This is a genomic window from Psychrobacter sp. SHUES1, from assembly GCF_001652315.1.
Lineage (GTDB): Bacteria > Pseudomonadota > Gammaproteobacteria > Pseudomonadales > Moraxellaceae > Psychrobacter > Psychrobacter faecalis.
Genome location: NZ_LXWA01000044.1, coordinates 1 through 12,479, shown reverse-complemented (window position 1 = coordinate 12,479; position 12,479 = coordinate 1). Strand labels below are relative to the sequence as shown.

12 protein-coding genes are annotated in these 12,479 nt (G+C 43.2%); 8 read left to right on the top strand and 4 right to left on the bottom strand.

Translation table 11 applies throughout. From position 1 onward, the window contains the following. Positions 1-80: 80 nt before the first annotated feature. Complete coding sequence (ychF, locus tag A7325_RS05760; protein WP_068405531.1) at positions 81-1,172, bottom strand: redox-regulated ATPase YchF; 1,092 nt, start codon at positions 1,170-1,172, stop codon at positions 81-83. A gap of 356 nt (positions 1,173-1,528) precedes the next feature. Between ychF and A7325_RS05755 the strand changes: the two genes are divergently transcribed. The 4 genes from A7325_RS05755 (at position 1,529) to A7325_RS05740 (ending at position 6,255) form a co-directional block, all read left to right on the top strand. After that, positions 1,529-3,718, top strand: a complete 2,190-nt coding sequence (locus A7325_RS05755; RefSeq protein ID WP_068405609.1) for an ATP-dependent helicase — start codon at positions 1,529-1,531, stop codon at positions 3,716-3,718. A gap of 232 nt (positions 3,719-3,950) precedes the next feature. Beyond that, positions 3,951-5,198, top strand: coding sequence for an NAD(P)/FAD-dependent oxidoreductase (locus tag A7325_RS05750; RefSeq protein WP_068405528.1), 1,248 nt, complete (start codon positions 3,951-3,953; stop codon positions 5,196-5,198). A 119-nt stretch (positions 5,199-5,317) separates the two neighbouring features. Next, the gene (locus tag A7325_RS05745; protein WP_068405525.1) at positions 5,318-5,656 is read left to right on the top strand and encodes a RidA family protein; all 339 of its coding nucleotides are present in this window, start codon (positions 5,318-5,320) and stop codon (positions 5,654-5,656) included. Positions 5,657-5,832: 176 nt separating this feature from the next. Then, complete coding sequence (locus A7325_RS05740; RefSeq protein ID WP_068405522.1) at positions 5,833-6,255, top strand: Replicative DNA helicase; 423 nt, start codon at positions 5,833-5,835, stop codon at positions 6,253-6,255. Positions 6,256-6,340: 85 nt separating this feature from the next. Here the strand turns inward: A7325_RS05740 and A7325_RS05735 are convergent, their stop codons facing one another. Further along, complete coding sequence (locus A7325_RS05735; RefSeq protein WP_068405519.1) at positions 6,341-7,486, bottom strand: glycerate kinase; 1,146 nt, start codon at positions 7,484-7,486, stop codon at positions 6,341-6,343. Positions 7,487-7,568: 82 nt separating this feature from the next. After that, positions 7,569-8,921: a GntP family permease gene (locus A7325_RS05730; RefSeq protein WP_068405516.1), complete on the bottom strand. Its 1,353-nt coding sequence runs from the start codon at positions 8,919-8,921 to the stop codon at positions 7,569-7,571. A 234-nt stretch (positions 8,922-9,155) separates the two neighbouring features. Here A7325_RS05730 and cobT point away from each other — a divergent pair, with 234 nt between their 5' ends. Genes cobT through A7325_RS05715 form a run of 3 tightly spaced genes read left to right on the top strand, consistent with a single transcriptional unit; the run spans position 9,156 to position 11,756 of the window. Further along, the gene (gene cobT / locus A7325_RS05725) at positions 9,156-10,223 is read left to right on the top strand and encodes a nicotinate-nucleotide--dimethylbenzimidazole phosphoribosyltransferase (protein ID WP_228706566.1); all 1,068 of its coding nucleotides are present in this window, start codon (positions 9,156-9,158) and stop codon (positions 10,221-10,223) included. Then, a complete protein-coding gene (gene cobS / locus A7325_RS05720) occupies positions 10,223-11,122 on the top strand; it encodes an adenosylcobinamide-GDP ribazoletransferase (RefSeq protein WP_082894306.1) in 900 nt (299 codons plus the stop codon). The genes cobT and cobS overlap by 1 nt, the downstream gene beginning before the upstream one ends. A gap of 37 nt (positions 11,123-11,159) precedes the next feature. Further along, a complete protein-coding gene (locus A7325_RS05715; RefSeq protein WP_068405510.1) occupies positions 11,160-11,756 on the top strand; it encodes a histidine phosphatase family protein in 597 nt (198 codons plus the stop codon). A gap of 126 nt (positions 11,757-11,882) precedes the next feature. Here A7325_RS05715 and tnpA read toward each other — a convergent pair whose 3' ends face one another. After that, positions 11,883-12,281, bottom strand: a complete 399-nt coding sequence (gene tnpA, locus A7325_RS05710; RefSeq protein WP_068405507.1) for an IS200/IS605 family transposase — start codon at positions 12,279-12,281, stop codon at positions 11,883-11,885. An 83-nt stretch (positions 12,282-12,364) separates the two neighbouring features. Between tnpA and A7325_RS13415 the strand changes: the two genes are divergently transcribed. Next, a partial coding sequence (locus A7325_RS13415; protein ID WP_156508504.1) for a helix-turn-helix domain-containing protein occupies positions 12,365-12,479 on the top strand: 115 nt, incomplete at its 3' end.

Here is a 12,479-nt window from a genome sequence, read left to right as displayed (position 1 = left end):
AAGCTGGCTTTTGGTTGTTCTCTACTAAGACTGTGTAAACACGCAATCCGCTTGTACTTGTAAATATTAAACGTTGAACGTTAAACGTTAAAGCGGAAATGCATCACATCGCCATCTTGCACGATGTAGGTTTTGCCTTCTAAACGTGATTTGCCAGCAGCAGCTGCACCTTTTTCGCCGCCATACTCGATAAAGTCGTCATACGCAATGACTTCAGCGCGGATAAAACCCCGTTCAAAGTCGGTATGAATCACACCAGCAGCTTCAGGGGCTGTGGCACCAACAGCGACTGTCCAAGCGCGGACTTCTTTGACGCCAGCCGTAAAATACGTTTGCATATCAAGCAAATCATAACCGCCGCGAATCACTTGATCAAGACCAGCCTCTTCCATATCCATTTCAGCTAGGAAGTCTTTTTTGTCATCTTCATCAAGCTGAGCAATTTCAGATTCGATTTGATTGCATAGGGCAATGACAATAGAATCTTCGCCAGTGGCATAGTTGCGCACTGCATCTAGATATGGGTTATTTTCAAAGCCATCTTCGCTCACGTTGGCGATATACATGGTTGGCTTTAAGGTAATCAGACCATAACTTCTGATCAGTTTTTGCTCGTCTTTGTCTAGGTTAGCACCGCGGGCGGCTTTACCTTCTGCTAATAATGGCTCGATTTTTTTGAACACATCAAGCATAGCCGTCGCGTCTTTATCGCCACCTTTGGCTTTTTTGCTTAAGTTGGTAATAGCGCGCTCAACGGCCTCTAAATCGGCCAATGCCAATTCGGTATTGATGGTTTCGATGTCGTCGATAGGGCTGACGCGGCCGTCAACGTGGACGACGTTGTCATCATCAAAGCAGCGTACCACGTGGGCAATCGCATCGGTCTCGCGGATATTAGCCAAGAACTGATTGCCCATACCTTCACCTTTTGAGGCGCCAGCAACCAAACCTGCGATGTCGACAAATTCCATCGTTGTCGGTAATACGCGCTCGGGCTTGACGATATCAGCCAATTTTTTTAGGCGTGGATCTGGCACAGGTACGATACCGGTATTGGGATCTTTGGTGCAAAAAGGGAAGTTTTCAGCGGCGATACCCGCTTTGGTCAAGGCATTAAACAGGGTGGATTTACCCACGTTTGGTAGACCGACGATGCCGCAATTAAAACCCATAACATGCTCTCAATATATTAATAAAATCAGGCAATAACAGACTTGGTATGTAGTCAGTATAAAGCTTGGTAAAATAGGAACTCAAAATTGGGCATATTGTAGCAAATTTCAGCCAAAATGGGTGAGGTTGTTGTGCTTGCTATTTTAATTTTTACGCTCAATCACAATACTTAGTAATCTGTTTAATACCGCGGTTTAATACCATCCTTTAATATCATCGTTTCATATGAGTGTTCGTTATCAATGTCCTTCAGCGCCCTGTCTATTATGATAAGCTACTACCTATAAATGATGATGCATGCTGCTGCGCTGTCATCAATAGCCAGCACGATAAACCATACCAAAGGCAATTGTTAATAATGACCACCATTTTTGCTACCCACCATTATAATTATCCGCAAAATTTCGTTGACATGAAACCCAAGCTGACGCGGCTTGAGCAGGCGATTAAAAAGCTCGAGGCCAACTTGATAAATGCGGATGCTGAAATATTAGAGCAACGGCTTGCCAGTCATTTAGGGTTGCAAGTGGATTACGCTCGTGAGCTGAACCCTAACCAGTTGTTGGCTGCCACGACTATTGAGGGCAAAGTATTGGTCATCGCCGGTGCAGGCTCTGGTAAAACCAAAACCTTGACTTATAGAACCAGCTATTTGATAGAAAATGGCGTCGCGCCAAAAGAGATTTTGCTATTAACCTTTACCCGAAAAGCGGCCAATGAAATCAAAAGTCGTGCTAGAACGTTACTGGCTAGCCGTCTTTCGGACAATGACCACATAAATAGCAAAGCGCTAAACGATATCACCAGCGGCACTTTTCACTCATTTTGCAATATGTTATTGCGCCAATATTCTGGGCTACTTGGTATCAATCCGCGCTTTACGATTTTAGATACCGGCGATAGTGAAGATGCGATTGATTTGATTAATAAAGAAAAAAAGTATCCAACCAAAATAACCAATCAGGCGTTTCCGCGCAAAAAAACCTTGCAAAATATCTTTTCAACTTCTAGAAATCGGCGCATTCATATTCGCGACTTAATCGAAAGCAGTTATCCTGATATCGCTGTGCATATTCCAGTTATTGAGCAATTGGCGGTCGACTTTCATGAATATAAGCGCGCCAATCATTTATATGATTTTGATGACATCATCAGCCAAGTGGTGCGCCATCTAAAGCACAATGATACCTTTCGAAAGCTACTGCAACAGCACTATCGTTATGTCATGGTCGATGAATATCAAGACACCAATATTCCGCAAAAAGAGCTGATAGATTTGATTTGTGCGCCGGCGTCGGTATCGCTGATGGTCGTTGGTGATGACAACCAAAGCATCTATGCTTTTCGCGGTGCCAATTATGAAAATATCTTACTATTTGGCGAAAGCTACCCCGAAGCAAAACTGATTAAATTAGAGCAAAATTATCGCAGTACGCCAGCGGTGCTGGATTATATCAATGCTTTATCGGCGCAAATTACGTTGGGCTATCAAAAGCAATTGTACTCGGGCGCATCTATAGAAGGCATCAAGCCAATATTTCGCCGTTTAAGTGATGAAACAAAAGAGGCTAAATATATTGCAGATAAAATTATCGAATTAAAACCAGATTACGATTATGAGGACTTTGCTGTCTTGTGCCGCACATCTTTTCAATCCAACTACGTTCAGCTTGAATTTATGGAACGCAATATTCCCTTTATCGTCGTGGGCGGCATTCGCTTTATTGAGCGGCGTCATATCAAGGACGTTTTAGCCTTTGTCAAAATACTTTATAACCCAAATGATACCATTGCATGGCACCGTATTTTAACCTTGTTTAAAGGGGTAGGGGCAGTAACGGCGACGCGCTTAACCCAAGCGATTAATGCCGATAACAATGTTAATAATAATGTTAACAACAATACTTTTGAGCCGCTATTAGCACCATCATTTGCGAAGAAAAGCCCACAGCTTAAATCATTGCATACGACTTTAACCAAAGCCAGTCAGGCAGAGTCAGTGGAAATAGTGATTGAGCGAATTTTAGCGTTTTATATTCCTGTATTAAAAACGATTGAAGAGAATTGGCGCGAGCGTAGTGAAGATTTTCGTGTGCTTAAAAACCTAGCAACAGAGTACGACAGCCTCGATAAATTCTTAGAAAATCTTGCCCTCGATCCGCCCAATGATTCAGTTGCTACCGCAGGCGAGCCTGAAAAAGACGAAAATAGTAATGATAAAGTTACCATTTCTACCATTCATAGTGCCAAAGGGCTTGAATGGCCAGTGGTATTTGTCAACTCTCTCGTCGATGGTATGACGCCGCACTATCGCTCGCTCAGTGATTTTGAAGAGTTAGAGGAGGAGCGTAAGCTGTTTTATGTTGCTTGTAGCCGTGCTAAGAGCAGATTATTTTTAACTGCGCCCGAGTATTTCTCAAGCTATTCGGGTTACTTTGATAAGCCGTCACGGTTCATCGCTGAGCTACCTGCCGATAAGTTGACGGTCGAGACCAGTAAAAGGCTTTTAGAAACACTAGCAAGTGAGGATCCAATTTGGTGGTGATTGGTTTATTCCTTGCATTTTGATTAGCCAAAATAGGTCTAATTTCTTAATAATTTCTACATTATTCCTATCAGAAATAGCTTTCAATTAAACGCATAACCAAAAGTATGGAATAGAAAAAATATTTCTATGATAAGGGTTTAATCTGATGCGCAATGCGTTACTATTACTCCCTTATTTGTTATTTCTCAACCTTGATATTCTGTATTAAAATCTTAAAAAAGGACGTGTTATGCGCTACGAAGTGATCGTTATCGGTGCAGGTATGGTCGGCACCTCAGCGGCTTGGCATTTACAAAAAAATAACGCCAAAGTTTTACTATTGGACAAAAAACTACCGGGCTCTGAGACTTCATATGGCAATGCTGGTTTGATTCAGCGCGAGGCGATTCATACCCATCCGTTTCCACGCCAGCTGACTGAAATGATACGCGTATTGCCAAATCAAGGCACTGATATTCGCTATCGAATCCCAGCGATTTTGCGCTATCATCAAGCGTTATTGCAGTATTGGAAATACTCGACGCCAGCTTCAATTAAAAAAATCGAAGCGGAGTGGCAGACACTGATTGAACATTGCACCAGTGAACACCAAACCATGATTGAAGCGTCTGGCGCTGAATATTTGATTAGCCGCAAAGGCTGGTTACAGTTGCATCGCTCTGAAGAGACGTTTAAAGCAGCTATTGATGCTGCAATCAAAGACCGTGATCAGGGCGTTGAGCACAATGTTTTGACGCTTGACGAATTAAAAGCGATGGAGCCGAGCGCCAATTTTGATGAGTTCGTTGGCGCGATTCATTGGCTAAACTCTTGGCAAGTGTCAAATCCGAGCTTATTGGTGAAATCATACGCAAAAAACTTTCAAGAAATGGGTGGTACCATCAAAGAAAGCGGTGTCAATGAAATCGTCCAAGAAGCAGATGGCTGGAAAGTTGTTACCGACACTGACACTTTTTATAGTGATAAATTAGTCATTGCTGCTGGGCCTTGGTCTAACGATTTAATCAAACCGCTTGGTTATGATTTGCCGCTGTTCCCAATGCGTGGCTATCATCAGCATTTTAAAGTCACGGAAAAAAACACCATCAACCATAGTATGTTTGATATGGATAAGGGCTTTGTGATGGGTCCGATGCAGCAAGGTATCCGCATCACCACTGGTGCTGAGATGACCACCATGAATGCGCCAAAGAATTTTGGCCAATTAAATACCGTATTAAAACTCGCGCGCAAAATTCTGCCGCTAGAAGATGCCGTCGAGAGTGAAGCGTGGGCGGGCTCACGTCCTTGTATGCCGGATATGAAACCAGTCATTGGTCCTGCGCCGCAGCACGATAAATTATGGTTTGCCTTTGGTCATAGCCATCAGGGTTTTACCTTAGGACCCATGACTGGTCGTCTGGTAGAGGAGATGATTCATGACAAGCCATTATTGGTTGATATTAAACCCTTTAGCGCTGCGCGTTTTTCTCGCTAATTTTTGCTAAATAACGTTTAAGTAAAAATCGAGCCGTTTATATATTTGACAGTTCAGGTATTTAAGAGTACTGAAACATTAAGAACATTAAGAACATTAAAAATTAAGGATAATAATTCATGCAAAAGCTGCATAGTAACCAACGTATGAGTCAGATTGTGATTCATAACCAAACCATTTATCTGTCCGGTCAAGTGGGTAATAGCGAAGAGGATATCAAAGCCCAAACCTTGACATGCTTAGAGAAAGTCGAAAAACTGCTGCAAGAAGTTGGTAGTGACAAATCAAAGCTGCTATCCGCAACCGTCTGGCTAAAAAGTATGTCAGACTTTGCCGCAATGAATGAGGTGTGGGATAAATGGTTTGAAGGCGTCCAGCCACCAGCGCGTGCATGCGGTGAATCAGCATTGGCTCGTCCTGAGTTATTGGTCGAGATTACCGTTATCGCTGCGGAATAATTACGAGCGTTTAATGACTGAATCTAGCTGTGTATCGTAGATGCTAAGATTGAAAGCCAGATAAAATAAAAGGGTGTGATCGCTATCACGCCCTTTTCTATGAGCTATTGTTATAAATTAGTCTATAATCAACATCATTCAACGCCTATAACGCGCAACCAACAGGTTAACCCATCATGATTAATACCAAAATATATAAATCCATCTATGTTTTAGCAGAAAAGCTGCTAGAAGCGGACAGTAAGAACGATCAAAAAACCTTTGATGCGCTATATGCGCAGCTAAAGGAGCTTTGCATTGAAAATGAAAAAAGCGATAAAGACCATCCTGAACAGTGGGAAACCTTGGCTGACTTTACCGAGGATTTGGATGAAGCGCTGGTTATCTATCAAAAAGCATTAGATAAAGCCGCAGCGATTAATTCAAAAGACCATTTAGCATCGATTGCTTTTTCGATGGCTGAGCTGCAAATCGAGTTGGGCCAAACCGATGCTGCGATCAAAAGTCTACAAAACGCTAAAATCAGCGCCAATAAAATCGAAGATAAAGAGTTTAAAGTCGAAATAAATGAATTGTTGGCGAAGTTGTTGGCAGAGTAGCTTTGTTAAAGCTATTGGTTATTGAGAAAAGCATTTTTTATGATACAAAAAGCGAGCTTACCAATTAAGCATCTATAATATAGCTCTATAAATACTGTTTTAGGCGTTGACCCAATTTTATTGCTGCGGCAATATTCGTAGCGGTAATTTCAATATTGTTATAAGCGTTTTTAAAGACATTATCGAGGGAATCTAGCTTTTGGATACTGGGCACAATGATGTCAAACTGGCTAGTCTGAGCGGATTTTAGCCCATCAACACTGCCGCAAATAGCAATCACGGGGGTATGACTCAATTTAGCAATTTGGCTAATACCACCTGCCACTTTGCCCATAGCAGACTGAGCATCAAGCTTGCCTTCACCAGTGATGACCAAGTCTGCATCGGCGATATGCTGTGATAAATTGGCCACTTTTGCCACTGTATCAAAACCTGACTTTAACTCCGCTTGGCAAAAGCTCATTAACGCATAGCCCAGTCCACCTGCTGCACCGGCACCTGCTACCTCTTGATGGCCTTGATAGCCATGCTGCTCGCACACATTTACAAAATGCGTTAACGATTTATCTAGCTCATGGACTTGCTGCGGGCTAGCGCCTTTTTGAGGACCAAATATGGCACTGGCACCCAATTCACCACATAACGGATTGGTGACATCACAAGCCACTTCAAACACCGTGTTTAAGACGCTTGCATGAAAGCTGGTCGCATCCAATCGTTGCAAGTTAGCAAGTGCGCCGCCGCCTTGGGCTAAGATGTTGTCATTACTATCATGAAACGTCATACCAAGCGCCGTTAACATACCAAGTCCTGCATCATTGGTAGCACTGCCACCAAGACCAATGATAATCCGCTTGACGCCTTCATTTAGAGCATCCTCAATCAATTCGCCGACGCCATAGCTGCTAGCAATGACAGGATTACGCTCTGCTACCGTCAATAGATGTAAGCCACAAGCTTGAGCGACTTCAATGACCGCAGTTGCATCAGGGAGTAATAAATATTTTGCGTTAATTGGTCGCATTAAAGGGTCATGGACACGCACTTCTTTCCAGCGTCCACCTAACACATAAGACAACACTGCAGAAGTCCCTTCGCCGCCATCCGCCATCGGTAGCAGTTTATAGTCAGCGTCAGGAAACACTTGGCTGAAGCCAGATTGAATAGCGTGGCAGACATCCAGTGCTTCTACACTTTCTTTAAAAGAGTCAGGGGCGATTAAAATTTTCATGACTTTCTCTTTAAATGTTTCTTTGAGTCTTTTTTAATTACTTAAATTTTAAAAATTGACTTTCAATAATTTACTTAAGGCGCTAGATAAATACCAAGGTCAATAGCCAAATAAAGATGATGCTGGTCACGCCTTGAATACCTGTCGCCATAGAATGGGCTTTGTAAGCCTGCGCCACACTCATACGACTAAACTGGCTAACAATCCAAAAGAAGCTGTCATTAGCATGCGAGACAGTCATCGCGCCTGCACCAATCGCCATCACACAAAATACGCGACCAAGCTCACTATCAAGACCTATTTGACCTAATAATGGAGCGACCATCGCCGAAGTAGTGACCAAAGCAACAGTGGTTGAACCTTGCGCTGTTTTGAGCGCCGCAGAAACGATAAATGGCATAAAAATACCAAGCCCTAGGGCAGATAACGTAGTACCCAAATAATCACCGATTGGCGTAACTTTTAGCATAGCGCCAAACGCGCCACCAGCACCAGTAATTAAAAGAATAGGCGCTGCGACTACCAAGCCTTGTGAGATGCTGTCACTAATCTGCTGTGTTTTTTGGTCAGTATTAATCAGTAAGAATGATAAAAACAAACCAATTAATAGGGCGGTTAATGGGTTGCCAATAAATATGAGAATATCGGTTAGTATGCCGCTACCAAATGGTGTGCTGGGTAAATTGGCAATAGACGATAAGCAAATCAATACAATGGGCACGATAATAGGTAAAAATGCCATAGTCGCTGATGGCAGTTTGCTGTAGTCGTCACGAGTCTTCATATTATCTGGTACGGCGACTGCGTCAAGGGCATCAATATTGTCAGGCGTGGCGTCAAGGAAGCGATTTGACCACAGCCAACCAGCAAGTACCGCAACGGTGGTGACTACAACACCGACCATGATGACCAAGCCCAAGTTTGACTCAAGACCCAAGTTGCCCGCTGCTGCAATTGGACCGGGTGTTGGCGGCACAAAGGTATGAGTGGCATATAAGCCAGTCGCTAATGCGACACTCATTGCCACGCTCGAAACTTTTAAACGCTCAGCCAAAGACTCTTTTAACGAGTTTAAAATAATATAGCCTGAGTCGCAGAACACGGGTACAGATACGACAGCACCAACGATAGACATGGTCAAAGTAGGGAAACGCGGTCCCAAAACTTTAATGACGGTTTCTGCCATCACGATGGCGGCACCCGTTTTCTCAAGGATTAGGCCAATAATGGTTCCAAACACAATCACCAACCCGATATATCCTAAGATACCGCCAAAGCCATCAGAGATAGTTTTTGCGACCGTATTAAGCGGTACTTGATAAAAAAGCGCGACCAGAAAGGCAGATAGTATCAATACTAAAAAAGGATGCCATTTTAACTTCGCAGTGGCAAAAATGATAAAAAGAATGGTCAGCAGCAGCCAAAATACGATCATTACTGTCTCTATATAGTTGTTAATCTCTTATCGCTATTAATGCAACTCACACAGCATTTAGTGAGTTTGGCGTCTAGCTTAACATCAATAGTGATATGAATTTTTAAAGGTGCATATTCTATCGTAAATCTATCCTACTAGGGAGTCTATTCGGCTCTCATTTGATTTTATTCGTGGTAAAGCTGAGATACTCTGCTAGTATGTGGGTTTTGTTTTAATTGTATAAATACTAGGGTGGTTTGCTTGAACACATTTATAGCACCAACGATTGCAAACATAGAAAATAACGAGCTGTACCAACAATTGCAGCAAATCGTTGACCAAAAAACCAAGCCACTGGGCGCCCTTGGACGCTTGGAGACGCTCGCGGTGCATTTGGGCATGATTCAAGGTACGACCACGCCGCAAATTACGCAACCGCAAATTCGGGTATTTGCTGCCGACCATGGCCTAACCAAGCATGGTACCTCAGCATATCCTAGCGCGGTAACGGCGCAGATGGTTTATAATTTTTTGCAAGGCGGTGCTGCTATCAATGTTTTAGCGCGTCAGCATCATATGGAGCTAAAAGTGGTCGATGCTGGTGTCAATGCCGACTTTGCCAATTCTCCTTTTAAAGACCACGCGCAACTGCTCGATTATAAAGTGCGTCATGGAAGCCGCGACGCCCTTAGCGAGCCTGCCATGACAGCAGAAGAGTGCTTAGCGGCATTAGAGAACGGCATGAAAGTTGTCGAAAACTCAGTGGGCAATCTATTGGTTGTCGGTGAAATGGGGATCGGTAATACATCCGCAGCCAGTTTATTACTGGCAAGATTGGGCGATATACCGATTAATGCTTGTATCGGTCGCGGCACTGGCCTTGATGATGCAGGATTAAAGCACAAGGCAAGTATTTTAACTCAAGTATTAGCGCGGCACAGTGAAGCGCAAACGCCATTCGACATACTTGCGGCATTAGGCGGGCTTGAGATTGCGATGATGGCAGGGGCGCTGATGCAAGCAGCCAGTGAGCGCCGTATTCTTCTTATCGACGGTTTTATCGCTAGTAGTGCGTTATTGGTCGCCGAGCGTCTAGCGCCTGGTGTTGCTCAATATGCTGTCTTTGCTCATCATTCTGTCGAGCCGGGACATACGCATTTATTAAAACTGCTCAATGCTGAGCCGTTACTCAATATGGGTATGCGCCTAGGTGAGGGTAGTGGCGCGGCGCTGGCGTATCCATTATTACAGTCGGCTTGTGCGATTATCAATGAGATGGCAAGTTTTAATGATGCTGGTATCAGTGGACAAAATAGCTAATGTCACAATTATCAAAAAAGCCATCAAAACAACCATTAAATCAGACATTGAATCAACCAAATGCATTACCCCAGTCTCCGTCTAAACCAAGTATTAGTCAATTTATAAAGTATGAATGGCGTTTATTGTTAGTAGCAGTACAGTTTTTAACGCGTCTGCCCGTACCGCAATTTGCCAATTACAATCCGCAGTGGTTGCACCAGAGCAGCCGTCATTTTCCTGGGGTAGGTCTGTTAGTTGGGTTGCTTTGTGCAGGTATATTTTGGCTGTGTAGTTTTTTATTTACGCCTTTGGTGGCGGCAGTGGTAAGTACGGCCTTTGGAATTAGGCTCACTGGCGCTTTTCATGAAGATGGACTTGCGGATAGCTGTGATGGTCTAGGTGGTGGTCTGACTCGCGCGCGTACTTTAACCATTATGAAGGATTCGCGCTTAGGGACTTATGGTGTACTAGGATTGGTCTCGGCGTTACTTATCAAAATCAGCTTATTGGCGTCTATGTCTTTATCAGTGGCTATTGTGGCGCTGATTATTGGACATACGCTCTCACGTTTATTATGTATTAGTTTACTGGCGCTATTGCCTTACGGCGGTGAGATTGAGCATGCTAAAGCCAAACCGATGGCGCAGCAGCTGACGCCATTACAAGGATTATTGAGCAGTGGTTGGCTCATATTAGCGGGCTTGCTGGTCGTGCTCCTATTTCCTAATACCGTGCAGCAAATTGGTATTTGGCAATGGTCATTGGCTTTATTACTAGGCATCGTAGCGACGGATTATATGCGGCGCTTGTTGCGCAGGCGTTTAGATGGCTATACCGGTGATGGGTTAGGCGCCACGCAGCAGTTAAGTGAAATTGCTATTTATATCGGACTTGCTGCCTCGAACCCTTTTATTTAATTTTAAGCGTACTATTTAGAAAGGATAATGATAGCGAATGGTTTTGTATATTTGGCGCCATCCAAAGCCCATTGCGGCTAATGGCTTTTGTATCGGACAGACTGATATCAGTGTCGATAAACGCAAAATTAAACGCCTTGCTAATAAAATACAGCGCTTCGTGCGTTTTCATCAATTGCCAAAAGTGATTTGGGTCAGCCCACTACAGCGCTCGTTAAAAGTCGGAGAAATATTGGCGCCGCATGGCTTTCAATATCATGTCGCCCCTGAGCTGGCAGAGATTGATTTTGGCGGCTGGGATGGCAGGCCTTGGGCGCAAATTCCTAAAGGAGAGATTGATGATTGGTGTGATCATTTTGCAGATTTTGCCCCTAAGGGCGGCGAGAGTTTACAGCAGTTATTTGAGCGTGTGGAAAACTGGTTAAATGAGATGGCTGCGCAAAATAGTGGTCAAAAACCAGTATTAGCAGTCGGTCATGCGGGCTGGATAAATGCTGCCAGTATGATTGCCGCTCGGCAAGAGGCGCCAAAAATAGCGGCTGATTGGCCACAAGCAGTAAATTATTTACAATGCCGTAAACTAGATTTTCAACCAAAAAAGCTGACTGTTTATAACAGCCAGCTTTTTGAGTAATGATTTTTCTATCTAATTTTTATAATCGTTTATCTTTCATCAATATAGCAATAAAAACCTCTAATCTATCAATCTAACGAAAGAGGACTCCACCCGACGCTAGGGTGGAGGTGAATTTCGTATAGCCTAACTCTGCTGATTTTGAATGTATTGCTTAATAATCTCCAACGGCGCTCCGCCACATGAGCCGGCAAAGTAAGAGCGTGACCACAAAACAGGCTTATTATAAGCCGCCCTTAAGTCAATGAAGTTGGCTCTCATTCGCCGGCTTGTGACCGACTTTAGATTATTAACCATCTTACTTAGTTGTACCGTTGGTGGGTATTGAATTAGCATGTGAACATGATCGCCTTCACCGTTACATTCCTTGAGTTCTGCACCAAAATCCTTGCATATCTCAGCAACAACTTCTTTAAAGTATTGACGATGATTATCAGCTAAAACCTTTTTGCGATACTTAGTGATGAATACCAAATGCACATGCAGATTATAAGCAGAATGACGGTTTTTATATATCTCACTCATTATAATAAATACCCTTTATTGTTTATGTTATATAGTATAACATGGTATAAATAACAAACACACTGACTAATAAAGCATTCATTATGAAAATTAATAAAGCGTACAAATTTAGGCTTGAGCCTAATGCAGAACAAGAGGTTATCTTAAATAACCTTGTTGGTTCTGCACGTTTTGTTTGGAATCAAGTGCTTGCGGTAT